Raw genomic sequence first — 18,283 nt, 5'->3', positions numbered from 1 at the left:
TCTGCATACCCGAAACTTGCAGCCGCTTATCCGTCAGGCGTGATCCCTGATATGCGTGGCTGGACGATTAAGGGCAAACCTGCCAGTGGTCGGGCCGTATTGTCTCAGGAACAGGACGGCATTAAATCGCACACCCACAGCGCCAGCGCATCCAGTACGGATTTGGGGACGAAAACCACATCATCGTTTGATTACGGCACTAAATCCACGAATAACACTGGTGCACATACCCATAGTATTAGCGGGACAGCAAATAGTGCCGGTGCGCACCAACACAAGAGTTCCGGTGCATTTGGTGGCACGAACACGAGCATTTTCCCTAATGGTTATACCGCGATTTCAAATCTAAGCGCGGGGATTATGAGCACAACAAGCGGTAGTGGCCAGACTCGTAATGCAGGGAAGACATCATCAGATGGTGCTCATACCCACTCGCTGTCCGGCACTGCTGCAAGCGCAGGCGCACATGCACATACTGTCGGTATTGGTGCTCATACGCACTCCGTTGCGATTGGTTCACATGGACACACCATCACCGTTAACGCTGCTGGTAACGCGGAAAACACCGTCAAAAACATCGCATTTAACTATATTGTGAGGCTTGCATAATGGCATTCAGAATGAGTGAACAACCACGGACCATAACAATTTATAATCTGCTGGCCGGAACTAATGAATTTATTGGTGAAGGTGATGCATATATTCCGCCTCATACAGGTCTGCCAGCAAACAGTACCGATATTGCACCGCCAGATATTCCGGCAGGTTTCGTGGCTGTTTTCAACAGTGATGAGGCATCGTGGCATCTCGTTGAAGATCATCGGGGTAAAACGGTTTATGACGTAGCGTCAGGGGACGCGTTATTTATTTCTGAACTCGGTCCGTTACCGGAAAATGTTACCTGGTTATCGCCAGAAGGGGAGTTTCAGAAGTGGAACGGCACAGCCTGGGTGAAAGATGTAGAAGCAGAAAAACTGTTCCGCATCCGGGAGGCGGAAGAAACAAAAAACAGCCTGATGCAGGTAGCCAGTGAGCATATTGCGCCACTTCAGGATGCTGTAGATCTGGAAATCGCAACGGAGGAAGAAACCTCATTGCTGGAAGCCTGGAAGAAGTATCGGGTGTTGCTGAACCGTGTTGATACATCAACTGCACCTGATATTGAGTGGCCGACTTCACCTGCAGAGTAATCAACGGCGCAGGGATGATATTTTGTGCTTGAAGTGCCTCCCCGACCATTCAGATAGTCGGGGAGGGGGTATTGGGATTATACGCAATCAGTTTTAGTAAAAGACCGAAGCTCTCGAAAAATCTTTCTCCAAAACCAGAATGCAATTGATTGATTTTGATAGGATCTATAACGCCGTTACCTTAAACGGCAAAACCACTCAAAAACAAACCTAATATATTGAATATAAAGGATTAATCATCTAATTCGCTCACCTTCTTATTCAGCAAACGAGAAGCGCGCCAGTAAACCAGCAACATCAGGCCCATTACGATAGTCAGCGTAATGCTGGTGGCAGCACCAAACGGCCAGTCACGAATATTGAGGAACTGGACCTTGATGACGTTACCAATCAGCAGGTTTTTCGCACCGCCCATCAGGTCAGACACGTAGAACAGGCCCATCGCTGGCAGCATCACCAGCAGACATCCGGCAATAATTCCCGGCATCGTCAGTGGTATAATGATGCGGATAAAGGTCTGCAACTTGCTGGCACCGAGATCGCGCGCCGCCTCCAGCAACGGCTTATCCAGTTTTTCGATACTGGAGTACAGCGGCATCACCATAAACGGCAGCAGAATGTAAACCAGACCGATAATCACCGCACTAGGCGTGAACATGATGCGAATTGGTGTATCGATAACGCCCAGCCAGAGCAAAAACTCGTTGAGATAGCCTTTGGTACTGAGGAAAATTTTCAGCCCATAGATACGAATCAATGAGTTGGTCCAGAACGGAACAATCAGCAGAAACAGCAGCAGCGGACGCACCTTGTGTGGCAGCTTTGCCAGAAACCAGGCAAACGGGTAGCCCAGCACCAGGCAGGCTAGGGTGGCGATCAGCGCCATATTCAACGAGTGCAATAGCACTTCAAAATAAAGCGGATCGAGCAGTCGCGTGTAGTTATCCAGCGTAAAGACCATTTTGACGAAACTGGCGTCGTCGCGGGTCAAAAAGCTGGTGCCGATGATCATCAGGTTGGGCAGAAAGACAAACAACACAAGCCAACCGACAATAGTGACAATCACTACATTCTGGAACTTACTTGTGTTCTTCATCAGCCAGTACGACCTCCCAGCTTTCTACCCAATTAATGGCCATTTTTTGGTCGAGAGAGTGGTCAAAGTCAGGATCGTCTTCATTGAAGAATTCGCTGACCATCACCATCTTGCCATTTTCCAGTTCAACAACCGACTCCAGCGTCATGCCTTTGTAGTTACGCTCGCGAACATAACCAATCAGGCCTTCAGCGTGGTTATCGTCGTTAATCTCTTCAACGCGTAAGTCTTCAGGACGTAGCAGAACATGCAGTTTTTGCCCTGGCTCAACGGCGAAGTTAACGTAGATATTACATTCGCGGCCTTCAACGTTGGCGCGTACGCGCTGCTCGTCGAGACGTTCGATGACCGTGGCATTAAACATATTGATTTCACCGATAAACCCAGCAACAAACAGGTTTTTCGGCTCTTCGTAGATTTCACGCGGCGTGCCGTCTTGCTCAATGCGACCATCGCGCATCACCACAATCCTGTCCGACATGGTAAGTGCTTCTTCCTGGTCGTGAGTTACGAACACGAATGTAATGCCAAGCTTACGCTGTAACGCTTTCAGCTCGTTCTGCATTTGCTTGCGCAGTTTGTAATCCAGCGCTGAGAGCGACTCATCCAGCAACAACAGACGAGGCTTGTTAACCACCGCGCGGGCAATGGCAACGCGTTGCTGTTGACCGCCAGAGAGCTGATGCGGTTTGCGTTGAGCGAAGGTTTCCAGCTGCACCATCCGCAGGGCTTCCATCACGCGGGGCGTAATTTCAGCTGCGGGGGTTTTTTGCATGCGCAACCCAAAGGCCACATTTTCGAACACGGTCATGTGGGGGAAAAGTGCGTAGCTTTGGAAAACAGTGTTCACATAGCGGTTTTCCGCCGGAACGTGGGTGATGTCCTCGTTATCCAGCATGATGCGTCCGGAATCAACAGTTTCCAGACCTGCGATCAGGCGAAGAACGGTTGTTTTACCGCAGCCAGAAGGGCCAAGCAGCGTGAGGAACTCGCCATTATTGATAGTGAGATCAAGCTGGGGAATGACCTCTTTACCATCAAAGCATTTGCGAATTCCCGCCAATTGCACCAGCGGTGAAAGCGAACTCGATTGTTTATTCAATTTTTTACTCTGTCCCATGTAAACGCAACGGATGGCTTACCGATGCGGGGTTTGTGGTTAACCACCTTGGTGACTCTTAATGAGGGCGGTAATTCTACGGCAAACCGCTTGAATCGCCAATCTTTGTTGTGAATTACTGGCTTAGCTTTATATTAATTAAGGTAATGCTGATAAATATTCCCGCTTGCAGGGGTAAAAGTGACCTGACGCAATATTTGTCTTTTCTTGCTTCTTAATAATGTTGTCACAAAAAGTGAGGGTGACTACATGGATAAACTACTTGAGCGATTTTTGAACTACGTGTCTCTGGATACCCAATCAAAGGCAGGGGTGAGACAGGTTCCCAGCACGGAAGGCCAATGGAAGTTATTGCATCTGCTGAAAGAGCAGCTCGAAGAGATGGGGCTTATCAATGTGACCTTAAGTGAGAAGGGCACGTTGATGGCGACGTTACCGGCTAACGTCCCTGGCGATATCCCCGCGATTGGCTTTATTTCTCATGTGGATACCTCACCGGATTGCAGCGGCAAAAATGTGAATCCGCAAATCGTTGAAAACTATCGCGGTGGCGATATTGCGCTGGGTATCGGCGATGAAGTTTTATCACCGGTTATGTTCCCGGTGCTGCATCAGCTACTGGGTCAGACGCTGATTACCACCGATGGTAAAACCTTGTTAGGTGCCGATGACAAAGCAGGTATTGCAGAAATCATGACCGCGCTGGCGGTATTGCAACAAAAAAACATTCCGCATGGTGATATTCGCGTCGCCTTTACCCCGGATGAAGAAGTGGGCAAAGGGGCGAAGCATTTTGATGTTGACGCCTTCGATGCCCGCTGGGCTTACACCGTTGATGGTGGTGGCGTAGGCGAACTGGAGTTTGAAAACTTCAACGCCGCGTCGGTCAATATCAAAATTGTCGGTAACAATGTTCACCCGGGCACGGCGAAAGGAGTGATGGTAAATGCGCTTTCGCTGGCGGCACGTATTCATGCGGAAGTTCCGGCAAATGAAAGCCCGGAAATGACAGAAGGCTATGAAGGTTTCTATCACCTGGCGAGCATGAAAGGCACCGTTGAACGGGCCGATATGCACTACATCATTCGTGATTTCGACCGTAAACAGTTTGAAGCGCGTAAACGTAAAATGATGGAGATCGCCAAAAAAGTGGGCAAAGGGTTACATCCTGATTGCTACATTGAACTGGTGATTGAAGACAGTTACTACAATATGCGCGAGAAAGTGGTTGAGCATCCGCATATTCTCGATATCGCCCAGCAGGCGATGCGTGACTGCGATATTGAACCGGAACTGAAACCGATCCGCGGCGGTACCGACGGCGCGCAGTTGTCGTTTATGGGATTACCGTGCCCGAACCTGTTCACTGGCGGTTACAACTATCATGGTAAGCATGAGTTTGTGACTCTGGAAGGTATGGAAAAAGCGGTGCAGGTGATCGTCCGTATTGCCGAGTTGACGGCGCAACGGAAGTAAGCGAAAAGGGATGCGGCATGTGATGCCGCATCCGGCTTAAATCCAAACTTACCCTTCGAAGAACCAGTATCCGCTATTGACCAGCGCCGCGAGCATCGCGAGGAATGACGGATCTTCCAGCGCATCGCCAAAATTCTCCGCGGTCAGCGCAATGTTGCTGGCGAGCGCATCCAGTGCCGGACGGTGCGGGGAATCGATCTTCTCACCATTGGCATACACGTCGTCGCCAATGCGCAATACGCGCAGACCACCCAGGCGCACTAGCACATCACCTTGTTTCAGCGCATCGTAGATTTCATCCGGCTGATAAGGCGGCTCTGGCGGCGCGATATCCAGTTCATGGCGTGACTGGGATATAAACTCCCCAAACCACTGTTTAAAGTGTTCCGGCTGGTTGATCAATTCAAGCATCATCTCCCGCAGTTTATCCATCTCTTGCGGCAGAACGTCCGCAGGATGAGCGCGAGGTGGAACATCAGGATCGCTGTAGTAGTTGCCGCCCAGTTCACGTTGCAGCACATAATCGGCAAATCCGCTAATCAGTTCCCGCGTATTTGGCGCGCGAAAACCCACGGAATAGTTCATCGCATTTTCCAGCGCGTAGCCTTCATGGGGGAATCCTGGCGGAATATAAAGAATATCGCCTGGCTCCAGTTCTTCATCAATGATGGCTTCGAACGGATCGACCTGTAACAGATCCGGGTGCGGGCAGTGCTGTTTCATTTGCAGCTTTTCGCCCACTCGCCAGCGACGACGTCCGGTACCCTGAATGATAAACACGTCGTACTGATCGAGATGTGGGCCGACGCCGCCGCCAGGTACGGAAAAAGAGATCATCAGGTCATCAATACGCCAGTCCGGCAGTTCACGGAACGGCCGCATCAGCGAGGCGCTCGGCTCATGCCAGTGGTTCACTGCCTGTACCAGTAACGACCAGTTGGTTTCACCGAGATGATCGTAGCTTTCGAACGGGCCGTGGCTGACCTGCCATTTGCCATCCTGGTGACTGACCAGTCGACTGTCGACTTCGCTTTCCATCGCCAGACCCGCCAACTCGTCTGGAGAGATCGGGTCAATAAAATTATTAAAGCCGCGTTTTAACACCACCGGGCGTTTCTGCCAGTGACGTTCAAGAAAATCGGGCCAGTTAAGAGTGAGTTGGTATTCCATGTTAAGCATCCACAGGCTGGTATCTGCAACCGATTATAACGGATGCTTAACGTAATGCGTGAAGTATGGACATATTTATTCATCTTTCGGCGCAGAATGCTGGCGACCAAAAATCACCTCCATCCGCGCACCGCCCAGCATGCTCTCTCCGGCGACGATTTTACCCTCATATTGCTCGGTGATTTCGCGGGCTACCGCCAGCCCCACACCTTGCCCTGGGCGTAAAGTATCAACCCGTTGACCACGGTCGAAAATGACCTCTCGCTTGCTTAATGGAATACCGGGGCCATCATCCTCGACCACAATATAGAGATGATCGTCGGTTTGCCTTGCAGAAATTTCGACAAACTCGAGGCAATATTTACAGGCGTTATCCAGCACGTTGCCCATCACCTCGACAAAATCGTTCTGCTCACCAACAAAGCTGATCTCTGGTGAAATATCGAGAGAGATATTGACCCCTTTGCGTTGATACACTTTGTTCAGCGCCGAGGTGAGATTGTCCAACAGAGGGGCGACCGGATGCAGCTCGCGGCTAAGCAATGTCCCACCGCGCATACTGGCACGATGCAGGTAGTAGCCAATTTGCTGTGAAATGCGGCTGATTTGCTCCAGCATCACCGGCTCTGCATCACTGACGCTCATCTTCTCACTACGCAGAGAACGCAGCGTACTTTGCAGCACCGCCAGTGGCGTTTTCAGACTATGGGTCAGGTCGGTGAGCGTAGTGCGGTATTTGTCGTAACGTTCGCGTTCACTTTTTAACAGTCGGTTCAGGTTTCGTACCAGACTGGTCAGTTCTCGTGTTGTGGCAGGATTGAGCAATTCACGGTTATGCTCTTCCAGTTCGCGGACTTCTTTTGCCAGGGCCTCGATGGGACGTAAACTCCACCAGGCGGCTACCCACAGCAGCGGGATCACTAACAGCAGATTGGCTGAGAGCACATAGATAAACCAGCTCCAGACCATATAGGAACTTTTTAGCTCCACCGGAATGGTATCCACCACCACAATGGTTAACTTTGGCATCCGCGATGTTGCCGGATAGACGTTTACCGCCACCGAGTGGGTCATCTCCGCGTCGTCATCATCTTCCCGCACTTCCTGCAACTGTTGCTGTATCGAATGATCTCCACTCAGCAAGAGGCTGGTATCGTTAACATCCGCTTCAATTTCATGAAAACCATTCGATTTCAGCCAGTCAGGCTGGATCATTTTCATCAGCCAGGGAACGTCACGTTGCGCCCATAAAAGCTGCCCGTTCTCATCATAAATTAGCGTCATGGTGGGGCTTTGCTTGTCGATATTTTCGGGTAACTCGACATGCAATTTATTATTTTCCCACTTCGCAAGGGTATAGAACAGATTGCTCTCGCCACGTAACAGCCGAAACGTGGTTTTATCGAAACTGACGCTATAACCGATCAGCGCAACCATTCCGTAGGCAAGCGAAAGCACCAGTACAACCGCTGCCGTTGCCAATAGAAAACGTACCCGCAGCGAGAGCGGGAAAAAAAGACGCAGTAATTTTTTCATCAGCGCAATTCGAACAGATAGCCCTGGCCGCGAACGGTGGTAATCACTTCTTGCGGATATTGTGCCTGAATTTTTTTGCGCAGACGTCCCATTAGTACATCTATGGTATGACTTTCCCGCAGCTCCGCATCCGGGTAGAGTTGTAGCATTAACGAATCTTTGCTGACCACTTTGCCATTATTGCGTATCAACGTTTCCATAATGGTGTATTCGAACGCGGTCAGTTTGATCACTTCGTCATTAATGGATAACTCACGGCGGGAGAGATCAACCTGAAACGGTGGCAGCGAAATTACCTGGGAAGCCAGACCGCTATTACGCCGCATTAATGCCTGCATTCGCGCCATCACCTCTTCAATATGAAACGGTTTAGTCACGTAATCATCAGCGCCAGCACTTAATACTTCGACTTTGTCCTGCCAGCTTTCACGGGCGGTTAATACCAGAATCGGCAGTGAAACATCATTACTGCGCCAGCGGCGAATCAGTGACAGACCGTCCTCGTCAGGCAAACCGAGATCGACAATCGCAATATCCGGTAAATGCTCATTGAGATAATAATCGGCTTCTTTGGCATCTTCTGCGTCATCGACCTGATGACCAGCATCCTGAATCTGAACTTTAAGATGGTGACGTAACAACGCATTGTCTTCAACAACCAGTACGCGCATTTTTCATTCTCCCTGTTTTAATTATTAAAATAGTGTAACGCGATTATGTCGTTATGGGGGTAAACATTAAATAAACCAGCGGGGAGGGGAGGTAAAGAGAAAAAATAAAAAGCGGATAATCTTAATAAGCAGGCCGGACAGCATCGCCATCCGGCACTGATTTGAGGCTTATTTCAGCTCATCAACCATGGTGATGGCGCGGCCAATGTAGTTTGCCGGCGTCATCGCTTTCAGGCGGGCTTTTTCTTCTTCTGGCAGTGCCAGACCGTCGATAAATTGCTTCATGCCTTCGGCGTCAACGCGCTTACCGCGAGTCAGCTCTTTCAGCTTTTCGTACGGTTTTTCGATGCCATAGCGACGCATAACTGTCTGGATTGGCTCAGCCAGCACTTCCCAGTTGTGATCCAGTTCCTCCAGCAGATGGTCACGGTTCACTTCCAGTTTGCTCACGCCTTTCAGGGTGGATTGATACGCAATCAGCGCATAACCGATACCCACGCCGAGGTTACGCAGCACGGTGGAGTCGGTCAGGTCACGCTGCCAGCGGGAAACTGGCAGTTTGCTTGCCAGGTGCTGCAATACCGCGTTGGAAAGGCCCAGATTCCCTTCGGAGTTTTCGAAGTCGATCGGGTTAACTTTATGCGGCATGGTGGAAGAACCAATCTCACCAGCAATGGTTTTCTGTTTGAAGTGGTTAAGGGCGATATAACCCCAGACGTCACGGTCAAAGTCGATCAGAATGGTGTTGAAGCGCGCAACGCAATCAAACAATTCGGCAATGTAGTCGTGCGGTTCAATCTGGGTAGTGTACGGGTTCCACTGAATACCCAGCGAGGTGACGAACTCTTCGCTGAACTGATGCCAGTCAACTTCCGGGTAAGCTGCGATGTGGGCATTATAGTTGCCGACAGCGCCGTTGATTTTGCCGAGGATCTCCACCTGATTAAGCTGGCGGTACTGGCGCTCCATACGGTAGGCGACGTTAGCCATCTCTTTACCGATGGTTGACGGCGTGGCTGGCTGACCGTGGGTACGAGACAGCAGCGGGATATCGCGATACTGAACGGCGAGATCTTTAATGCCATCAATCAGTTGACGCCAGTATGGCAGGATCACTTCATCACGCGCGGTTTTCAGCATCAACGCGTGGGAGAGGTTATTGATATCTTCCGAAGTACAGGCAAAGTGGATGAATTCAGAAACTGCGTGCAGTTCCGGGATATCGGCCACTTTTTCTTTCAGGAAATACTCAACCGCTTTAACGTCGTGGTTAGTGGTACGCTCGATGGTTTTGATGCGTGCTGCATCTTCTTCGCTGAAACTGGCGACAATTGTATCAAGGTAACCGATTGCGTCGGCAGCAAAAGCAGGAACTTCCTTGATCGCTGCGTGCGCGGCCAGTTTTTGCAGCCAACGTACTTCAACTTGTACACGGAATTTCAGCAAACCATATTCGCTGAAAATCCCGCGCAGCGCGCTGACTTTATCGCCGTAGCGTCCATCGACAGGGGAAACGGCGGTCAGTGAGGATAATTCCATAGATCACAACTCCGGGGTTAAATGAGCAAGAATTTGTTTTGCCTGAGTGGTCAGGCGATTACGAGAAAACATCAGTTGTAGACGTCCGCCGCCGACCTGGTGCCAGAGCACGGCGGCGCGAATGCCTGCCAGCAGGGTGGCGCGGACTTTCGCCTGCACCTGTGGGCTTTGCAGTACAGCAGGGGAACCGGTGACCTGAATGCGCGGGCCTAGCGGGCTGATAACATCAACATAAATAGCGGCCATCGCGCTCATCAGCGTTTCGGACTGTAGATCGAAGTGTTCGAGCTGACGTTGCAGGCCGTTGATGCGGTTGCCCAGAGTGTCGAGCGCACCTTTCGCTGAGGAAAGTTTGCGCTCAAGTACCATCAGGCTAAGGGTGTAGCGGGTTAACTCAGCATTTAAGCCCTGGCGACTGCTGGCGTTGAGCACGCCGAGCAATGTTTCCAGCCCGACGCGCAGGTTAGCTTCGCTGCCACCAAAAACCGCCAGCGTGGAGCTGGGGTTCATATCGATAATACTGTTGAGTGAGACGTGTAGCGCATCGGCATCACAATGCCCCTGGTGAGCGAGTTGTTGCACCAGGCGTGCCGACTGACAAATTCCGGCCAGGGCGAGGGTGATGTCATAGTAATTCTTTGCCACGTTCACTGCTTCCTTGTTGTAATTAAAGACAATAATCAGACCGGCAGCGGCAGACGCTGCTCAATAATACCGCCACCGAGGCACACTTCACCGTTATAGAAGACGGCAGACTGGCCCGGCGTCACGGCGGCAACGGGTTCATCAAAAATCACTTCAATGCGATCGTCGTCCAGCGCCTTGACGGTGCAAGGGATGTCGGTCTGGCGATAGCGGGTTTTTACCGTGCAACGCATAGTGCCGGTGAAGGGTTCGCGATCGACCCAGTGCAACTGCTGGGCAATCAGACCGACAGACATCAGACGCGGGTGTTCATGGCCCTGCGCAACAATCAGAATGTTGTTTTCGACGTCTTTATCGACCACATACCACGGTTCTTCAGTGCCTTCTTTGGTGCCACCGATACCCAGACCTTTACGCTGACCGAGGGTGTGATACATCAGCCCCTGGTGCTCGCCAATTTCATCGCCGTCAACGGTAATGATTTTGCCCGGTTGCGCCGGGAGATAACGGCCCAGGAACTCGCGGAATTTACGCTCGCCAATAAAGCAGATCCCGGTAGAGTCTTTTTTCTTCGCGGTAACCAGACCGAGATCTTCAGCAATCTTGCGCACCTGCGGCTTTTCCAGTTCGCCGACCGGGAACAGGCTTTGCGCAATCTGCTCATGGCTGAGCGTATAAAGGAAGTAGCTCTGGTCTTTATTGCTATCCAGACCACGCAGCAGGCGGCTTTTACCATCGACATCGGCACGACGAACGTAATGACCGGTAGCGATATAATCGGCACCTAAATCTTCCGCGGCAAATTCGAGGAACGCTTTAAATTTGATCTCTTTGTTGCACAGAATATCCGGGTTTGGCGTGCGACCGGCTTTATATTCGGCAAGGAACAGTTCGAAGACGTTGTCCCAGTACTCGGCAGCAAAGTTAACGGTGTGCAGTTCAATGCCGAGCTTATCGCAGACAGCCTGGGCATCAGCCAGATCCGCTGCCGCCGTGCAATATTCCTCACCGTCGTCTTCTTCCCAGTTCTTCATAAACAGGCCTTCGACCTGATATCCCTGTTGTTGCAACAGCCAGGCAGAAACGGAGGAATCGACACCGCCGGACATGCCGACGATTACTTTTTTTGCGGTTTCAGACATTGGATCACTCACGACATTGAACTTCAAGGCGGCGTATTCTATCACGCAGCCTTTTAGATGACACCCTTTGTAAAAGGCCAGTTAAAATCGCCAATCATCTCCAGCGGATAGCGTTGCCCGCTTTGATAACAACGAATACTTTCCGCCACCAGCGGCGAACGAAGATTTGACGCCTGTAAAATTTCTTCGGCGCTGACCCAACGGCAGCAGTCGATATCGCTGTCATGAGGCTGCGTCGGGCATATTTGCTCAAGCTCAATGGCAAAGAGGAAACGCAAAAACGGCGTTTTATCAGGCGCAATCCACTGATGCATACGAATAAAGTGTTGCGGCTGCGCGCTAATGCCAGTTTCTTCCCACAGCTCACGGGCGGCGGCTTCCACTAAGGTTTCATCTGCTTCCAGATGCCCGGCGGGCTGGTTCCATAACGCTTTACCATTAATCGTCTCTTCAACGACTAAAAATTTGCCTTCTGCGTGCACCACGCAGGCAACGGTAACGTGCGGTTTAAACATTTTGCGTCCTTAATCTGTCTCTTCTCGCCATTCGCCATTGGCAAGATTATCCAAAGAGTAATCACCCATCGCATAGCGAATCAGTCGCAGCGTGGGAAAACCAACATGGGCGGTCATGCGGCGCACCTGGCGATTACGTCCTTCATATAAGGTGATCTTAAGCCAGCTGGTGGGAATACTTTTTCGTTCACGAATTGGCGGATTACGGGGCCATAACCATTCCGGCTCCTCAACCATCTCCGCACCTGCGGGCAGGGTAGGGCCATCATTTAAGGTTACGCCATTGCGCAAGGCTTCAAGTGCGTCTTGTGTGGGAATACCTTCCACCTGCACATAATAGATTTTTCCGGTGCGTTTGCCCGGCTGGGTTAAACGCGCCTGCAATGCGCCGTTATTGGTCAGCACCAGTAACCCTTCGCTATCGCGGTCAAGACGACCTGCTGCATAAACGCCCTGAACCGGGATGAATTCTTTTAATGTTTTGCGCCCGGCTTCATCGGTGAACTGCGGAAGAACATCGTAGGGTTTATTGAACAGGATCACTCGCGTGGGCTGGTTTTCGGGTTTACGCTTAGTGGAGTGTTGCGAGTTTAGTCGACTAACCTGTTTTTTTCTAAAAGAAGATTTAGAATCGCTAAAGTATTTCATGGTAAATTCCAAATAGAGCTATACGCAGAGGGTAGCACAGTGTCGGATTGCATTGGACTTTTAAGGTACTCGTTAGAGGTTCAGGGTTCAGGCTCTTCAGCGCGGTTTCATCAATACCTGGGTTAGTGAGCAGCGGTTGTGTGGCCGCATGGTGATAAATATGGCCCAATGAACACATTTTACATTGATGAATTGAATAAATACTGGTATGAAAAATAGTGTTTCTGTATTACTGATGGGTGACAGCACTTCACTGTTCAAGTTCAGGATGATGCTTTACCACTACCATCATCAGCAGTAATAAGAGGGGCATCGCAGCCTTCTTTTTTATTCTACTGATACAGCCATTTTCCCGCTTCTGCTGATTCTGCAAACATCCGTACAGTTAACGGTAAACGTGTTGTTTCTACCTCTTCCCGCTTGAGTTTGAACCATCGTTGAAGCAATGGTGCAGACTCCCACGGAAGGTAAAAAGACCAGTCCAGATTATCCAGGTTAATCCCAAACCTCTCTTTGTATTTCCGTATAGCGTCCTCTAAATCATCTCGTGGATAGTCGAACAAATCAGAGTCCAGTTCTAACGGAATTTCCTTCCCGTGGTCATCCTGATAACCTGGAATCTCATCACGGAACAGTGCTAAAACTTCGTCTGTGATTGTTGTCGCCATTAGAAGGAAGTCCACTTAATACGGTCTTGAGGTTTGGCAATCAGATTGTATTTTTCCTGGGTACGAGTCGAAACCCTGTAAAGACTCATCGACAGTGAAGCCCAACCAATCCACGGGACCCAACGAGCGATAATTGCAGCAAGCTTATTAGATTTCTGCATCCTTACACCCACTGGTGTATGAACAGAAATACCAAAAGGCATGCGTGCATCTCTCATCAGTATACGCGCATACTTTGAGACAACACTTGTTCCCAGGGTTGCCCCTTGCGGCTTCGCTCTTGTACCCAGCCACGGTTGACCAGATAAGATTGCTGCACCTGATACCGAATCAATCCCCAATTCCTTACAGAATTCTTCAAGGAATATGACGTTGAGTAGTTCTATTTTGGACAGGTTCGGGTGTCCTCTGTAGAAATATGTTCCATTGCGTTCTTCGGTAGTATCCATTTTTCAACACTCCATTGTTATATGGTGTTTCTGTTACTTGAAGTTGATTTCTTCGGTTGCAGCAGAACCAGTAAAGGCAACGAGTGTCACAGCTATCAGTGCAAAGCGTTTCATGTGAACCTCAAAAAGGGTGGATGCCATAATTTACTCGTTGCTTGTCGCTTCAACCATGACTTTTGATAATTTTCCCAATAGTGCTCAAAGTGAGTTAGTCGCTGAATCGAGTAATGTCAAATTTTGACCAAATAGCACCCTGTTAGTTATCTCTGGTGGTTTTGTTATTGCTTAAAATCTGGTGTAAATAATTGATATTTAATATTTTATTTGAAGGCCGGTAAAATACTGTCTTTGGTCTAAAAGAAGTTTTTTGCATGGTATTTTCAGAGATTATGAATTGCCGCATTATAGCCTAATAACGCGCATCTTTCATGACGGCAAACAATAGGGTAGTATTGACAAGCCAATTACAAATCATTAACAAAAAATTGCTCTAACGCATCCGTATCGCAGGACGCAAACGCATATGCAACGTGGTGGCAGACGAGCAAACCAGTAGCGCTCGAAGGAGAGGTGAATGGAAAGTAAAGTAGTTGTTCCGGCACAAGGCAAGAAGATCACCCTGCAAAACGGCAAACTCAACGTTCCTGAAAATCCGATTATCCCTTACATTGAAGGTGATGGAATCGGTGTAGATGTAACCCCAGCCATGCTGAAAGTGGTCGACGCTGCAGTCGAGAAAGCCTATAAAGGCGAGCGTAAAATCTCCTGGATGGAAATTTACACCGGTGAAAAATCCACACAGGTTTATGGTCAGGACGTCTGGCTGCCTGCTGAAACCCTTGATCTGATTCGTGAATATCGCGTTGCCATTAAAGGCCCTCTGACCACTCCGGTTGGCGGCGGTATTCGTTCTCTCAACGTAGCTCTGCGCCAGGAACTGGATCTCTACATCTGCCTGCGTCCGGTACGTTACTATCAGGGCACCCCAAGCCCGGTTAAACATCCTGAACTGACCGATATGGTTATCTTCCGTGAAAACTCGGAAGACATTTATGCGGGTATCGAATGGAAAGCTGATTCTGCCGACGCTGAGAAAGTGATTAAATTCCTGCGTGAAGAGATGGGTGTGAAGAAAATTCGCTTCCCGGAACATTGCGGTATCGGTATTAAGCCGTGTTCTGAAGAGGGCACCAAACGTCTGGTTCGTGCCGCGATCGAATACGCAATTGCTAACGACCGTGACTCTGTGACCTTGGTGCACAAAGGTAACATCATGAAGTTCACCGAAGGCGCGTTTAAAGACTGGGGTTACCAGCTGGCGCGTGAAGAGTTTGGCGGTGAACTGATCGACGGCGGCCCGTGGCTGAAAGTCAAAAACCCGAACACCGGCAAAGAGATCGTTATTAAAGACGTGATTGCTGACGCATTCCTGCAACAGATCCTGCTGCGTCCGGCTGAATACGACGTTATCGCCTGTATGAACCTCAACGGTGACTACATTTCTGATGCTCTGGCAGCGCAGGTTGGCGGTATCGGTATCGCCCCAGGCGCAAACATCGGTGACGAATGCGCGCTGTTTGAAGCCACCCACGGTACTGCGCCGAAGTATGCTGGTCAGGACAAAGTTAACCCAGGCTCTATCATCCTCTCCGCTGAGATGATGCTGCGCCACATGGGCTGGACTGAAGCCGCAGACCTGATTGTTAAAGGTATGGAAGGCGCAATCAATGCGAAGACCGTAACCTATGACTTCGAACGTCTGATGGAAGGCGCTAAACTGCTGAAATGTTCAGAGTTTGGTGACGCGATCATCAAGAATATGTAATCACTACATGTGTTAAATATTGAAACGGGCGTATAACACGCCCGTTGTTTTTTGTTAGCATGCTAACGGTTATCAAAATTTTATCAAAACTCCCCTGCTAGTTTGGGGTAGTGTGGTCTGTCCAATGACTGCTCTACTGCCTAAGTCCCTATTCTCTTTTCTTTTAAACTGCGGTAAAGACCGGAATGCAACGGATCTGTATTAATAAAATAATAATGATCTCCCGTCTGGCGTTTAATGGCACGACGGTTATGCTCCCTGTTTGCTGACAGGCCCCGGCGCTGTGCGAGTTAAATAAACAGGTCTGCAGCTCTCCAGGGGGAGCCGTGGGCAAACACGGCATGATCCGGAATATCAACCCCCCTGAGAAAAAGGATTGTATTATATGGTAACACCATGCCGCATTAACGCGGCTGTGACACTGTCCCAGCTCCTGCAGAGCCAGGAAAGTTGCAGGACTCATCTGCGGGAGATGATAAATTTAATTCACAGAAATACGGACTGTAGCACGATGAGTTCTGACCAGATTAACGAACTGGCGGCTGTCATGGCGACCGCACTGCAGCCAAATCAGATGGCTAAACTGCCGGATAATCCAGACATGCCTAGGGCGCGTGGTCTGCAAATTCCTGAGTCGTTCAGTTTTAGTTTTTCCGACCACACCATTACCTTCACCAACACGCATATGGATTTTAATGGGGACAATTGCGTGAATATTATGGTCAGCAAGGATGGGTGGAGTGCCTGTGACTATGCTGATTGTTATCTGTTTAACGCCTTTGTCACAACACTGGTCTCACGCAGTCGCCAGCCCGGAATAGATGATTTCAGCCCTTCTATCACAGAAGAAAAACAACGGGAAGGAGTGAATTACATGCTAACGCCATGCTACTCCAACCTCGCCATGGGCGCGACATTGCCCCGGCCCCCGCTGCTGCTCCAGAGCAGCGAGAAAATTCTGAATCAGATGAAAAATTTAATCATCGAGAATACGGACGAGGCTAACGAACTGGTAGTTGCCATGACGAATGCACTGTTTACGTACCGGGCGGAGGTGGGGGCTGACCCGCAACTCACTAAGCTTTTCACTGAGCCGTTCAAGTTTAGTTTCTGTTTTTCCGGCCACACCATCACCTTCACGAAAACTATTAGTAATAGCAAATTAGTGAATATTGATGTCAGTGATGGCAGTGTGAAGGTCTGTGGAAGTGTGGATAGTGCCCGATTTCACGCCATTGCCGCGACACTGTTGTCACATAACCAGCCAGAATCACTTGATTTCAGGTCCTCCCTCTCCGCACTGTCGGAAGAAAACCTGAGTGCGAAACATGAGACAGTCCCGCAACGTCGCGTCAGGGTAAGGTCGAAAGTTGCCATAAAGCTCCCCATTCCCTACGAGGTTATCCGGAAATGGTCGATGATGACCTCGGATGAGCGGCGCAACGTCGATTTCAATAAGTGGTGTGAGAGCCACAACATCCGGCCGTGCACAGCACATCATTACCTGAATTTGAGCAAGGACGGATTAACCTGGGTGGGCCGAGCGAAGCTGAACAAACCAGAGAAATGGAACAGAGTTACCAAAAATCTCGTCCGGGAATGGTCGAAGATGCCCCAGGCTCAGCGGGAAAAGATCAAGGGTGTTAAGGGGTTTTGTACTGACCACAGCATTAATATATTCACTGCCAGAAAATACATGACAGAGAATGGGCTTACCGAAAGGGGCAAGAGCAGGATAAAGAAAGGTTCGTAAGGATCCGGTAAATTCGCGTTACATAATCATCAGCCCCTTAAATCGAAATCATAGTGGAGGGGCTTTTTTGAATAAATCGTACTTTTACTGAGTTTAAGGATCAGACCACACATCATCTGCCAACACGGCTCGTCCCGTTACAAAGCAAAAGTTAGAATCACCAACTGGCACATCAATAACAGAGCTCTTATCAACCGAGGCCCCTCCCTGTCTGGTTGCACGAGGAGGTGATTTCGGATTGGTATAAGTCAGCAATGCCTTCTTCCCAAGGGCGACCTCAGCATTCAGCGTAACGGATGTAGAGGTGTAGCCGGATTAATCCGGCAAACCCATCAAAAAATCAGGACAGCAGCAGACGGAGTTTACGCCTCTCGGCTCTGTTACGAGCAGCTGCGCCGTGTGAAAATCAGCGCGCTCATCCCACCCCAAAAAGGAGCGGGTTACTGGTCCGGTGAGTATGCCGACCGTAACTGTGCAGTCGCGTATCAGCGATTGACCGAGGGTAATTCCCGGTGAAAATGGACAAAAGATTACAATCGTTGCTCAATAGCGGAAACGGCAATGTACAGGGTAAAACAGTTATTCTGAGGTTCTCTGATGTTGCTAGATTATGATCGGCCGGTTGCAGAGGCTTTGGTCATGGTGCAAACGCTGAACATAATGACGAAGGTAGGTATGCCAGAAAGTGTTCATACTGCCTGAAGATACAACCTGCTCAGGGGATACTTACCGAAAAATTATTTATTCGACAAAGCCCCATAGGGAGCGACTTGTAATGATGCAGGCCCAGCGGGAAGGCTCAACAATACATAACCGAACAGTGTTATAATAAGATTCATT

General features: G+C 49.7%; 16 protein-coding genes and 2 pseudogenes. 6 read left to right on the top strand and 12 right to left on the bottom strand.

The window, feature by feature from the left end:
• Both ATB02_RS22980 and ATB02_RS22975 read left to right on the top strand, forming a co-directional pair.
• Positions 1-609: pseudogene (locus tag ATB02_RS22980) on the top strand (hypothetical protein); the annotation flags it as partial.
• On the top strand, positions 609-1,190 hold the full coding sequence (locus ATB02_RS22975) for a tail fiber assembly protein (protein ID WP_105272298.1): 582 nt from the start codon (positions 609-611) through the stop codon (positions 1,188-1,190). The pseudogene ATB02_RS22980 and the gene ATB02_RS22975, both read left to right, overlap by 1 nt.
• 232 nt (positions 1,191-1,422) lie before the next feature.
• On the opposite strand, the gene potB is transcribed toward ATB02_RS22975, so the two are convergent.
• Together potB and potA are read right to left on the bottom strand one after the other, a co-directional pair.
• Entirely contained in the window at positions 1,423-2,286 is an 864-nt protein-coding gene (gene potB / locus ATB02_RS22970; protein WP_000799406.1) for a spermidine/putrescine ABC transporter permease PotB, read from the bottom strand.
• Positions 2,270-3,406: a spermidine/putrescine ABC transporter ATP-binding protein PotA gene (potA, locus tag ATB02_RS22965; protein WP_032176207.1), complete on the bottom strand. Its 1,137-nt coding sequence runs from the start codon at positions 3,404-3,406 to the stop codon at positions 2,270-2,272. The genes potB and potA overlap by 17 nt, the downstream gene beginning before the upstream one ends.
• A 249-nt stretch (positions 3,407-3,655) precedes the next feature.
• Between potA and pepT the strand changes: the two genes are divergently transcribed.
• Positions 3,656-4,882 (top strand): peptidase T, encoded by a 1,227-nt coding sequence (pepT, locus tag ATB02_RS22960; RefSeq protein WP_000359451.1) that lies wholly within the window; start codon positions 3,656-3,658, stop codon positions 4,880-4,882.
• Positions 4,883-4,930: 48 nt separating this feature from the next.
• On the opposite strand, the gene roxA is transcribed toward pepT, so the two are convergent.
• From roxA to ATB02_RS22910, 10 genes are all read right to left on the bottom strand, one after another.
• The gene (gene roxA / locus ATB02_RS22955; RefSeq protein WP_001353283.1) at positions 4,931-6,052 is read right to left on the bottom strand and encodes a [50S ribosomal protein L16]-arginine 3-hydroxylase; all 1,122 of its coding nucleotides are present in this window, start codon (positions 6,050-6,052) and stop codon (positions 4,931-4,933) included.
• A gap of 75 nt (positions 6,053-6,127) precedes the next feature.
• A complete protein-coding gene (gene phoQ / locus ATB02_RS22950) occupies positions 6,128-7,588 on the bottom strand; it encodes a two-component system sensor histidine kinase PhoQ (RefSeq protein ID WP_105272297.1) in 1,461 nt (486 codons plus the stop codon).
• On the bottom strand, positions 7,588-8,259 hold the full coding sequence (gene phoP, locus ATB02_RS22945; RefSeq protein ID WP_001265481.1) for a two-component system response regulator PhoP: 672 nt from the start codon (positions 8,257-8,259) through the stop codon (positions 7,588-7,590). Before phoP ends, phoQ begins: the two co-directional genes overlap by 1 nt.
• 168 nt (positions 8,260-8,427) lie before the next feature.
• Positions 8,428-9,798 carry an adenylosuccinate lyase gene (purB, locus tag ATB02_RS22940; RefSeq protein WP_000423751.1) on the bottom strand — a complete coding sequence of 457 codons (1,371 nt, stop codon included), beginning with the start codon at positions 9,796-9,798 and terminating at the stop codon, positions 8,428-8,430.
• A 3-nt stretch (positions 9,799-9,801) separates the two neighbouring features.
• On the bottom strand, positions 9,802-10,443 hold the full coding sequence (hflD, locus tag ATB02_RS22935; RefSeq protein WP_001297479.1) for a high frequency lysogenization protein HflD: 642 nt from the start codon (positions 10,441-10,443) through the stop codon (positions 9,802-9,804).
• Positions 10,444-10,478: 35 nt separating this feature from the next.
• Positions 10,479-11,585 (bottom strand): tRNA 2-thiouridine(34) synthase MnmA, encoded by a 1,107-nt coding sequence (gene mnmA / locus ATB02_RS22930; protein ID WP_001353282.1) that lies wholly within the window; start codon positions 11,583-11,585, stop codon positions 10,479-10,481.
• Positions 11,586-11,638: 53 nt separating this feature from the next.
• A complete protein-coding gene (nudJ, locus tag ATB02_RS22925) occupies positions 11,639-12,100 on the bottom strand; it encodes a phosphatase NudJ (RefSeq protein ID WP_000476093.1) in 462 nt (153 codons plus the stop codon).
• A 9-nt stretch (positions 12,101-12,109) separates the two neighbouring features.
• Positions 12,110-12,748, bottom strand: a complete 639-nt coding sequence (gene rluE, locus ATB02_RS22920) for a 23S rRNA pseudouridine(2457) synthase RluE (protein WP_105272296.1) — start codon at positions 12,746-12,748, stop codon at positions 12,110-12,112.
• Positions 12,749-13,080: 332 nt separating this feature from the next.
• A complete protein-coding gene (locus ATB02_RS22915; protein WP_032302882.1) occupies positions 13,081-13,416 on the bottom strand; it encodes a DUF1493 family protein in 336 nt (111 codons plus the stop codon).
• The gene (locus ATB02_RS22910; RefSeq protein ID WP_000381622.1) at positions 13,416-13,865 is read right to left on the bottom strand and encodes an STM2901 family protein; all 450 of its coding nucleotides are present in this window, start codon (positions 13,863-13,865) and stop codon (positions 13,416-13,418) included. Before ATB02_RS22910 ends, ATB02_RS22915 begins: the two co-directional genes overlap by 1 nt.
• 574 nt (positions 13,866-14,439) lie before the next feature.
• Here ATB02_RS22910 and icd point away from each other — a divergent pair.
• The 3 genes and pseudogenes from icd to ATB02_RS26810 form a co-directional block, all read left to right on the top strand.
• The gene (gene icd / locus ATB02_RS22905; protein ID WP_000444487.1) at positions 14,440-15,690 is read left to right on the top strand and encodes an NADP-dependent isocitrate dehydrogenase; all 1,251 of its coding nucleotides are present in this window, start codon (positions 14,440-14,442) and stop codon (positions 15,688-15,690) included.
• A 385-nt stretch (positions 15,691-16,075) separates the two neighbouring features.
• On the top strand, positions 16,076-17,443 hold the full coding sequence (locus ATB02_RS22900; RefSeq protein ID WP_105272295.1) for a hypothetical protein: 1,368 nt from the start codon (positions 16,076-16,078) through the stop codon (positions 17,441-17,443).
• 312 nt (positions 17,444-17,755) lie between these two features.
• Positions 17,756-18,145 (top strand): annotated as a pseudogene (locus tag ATB02_RS26810) (IS5/IS1182 family transposase); the annotation flags it as partial.
• Positions 18,146-18,283: the final 138 nt, after the last annotated feature.

The sequence above is a fragment of the Escherichia sp. MOD1-EC5189 genome (genome assembly GCF_002966045.1).
GTDB classification, from domain to species: Bacteria; Pseudomonadota; Gammaproteobacteria; order Enterobacterales; family Enterobacteriaceae; genus Escherichia; species Escherichia coli_F.
Note: the sequence above shows the minus strand (reverse complement) of the source record. Positions and strands in the feature narration are given on the sequence as shown.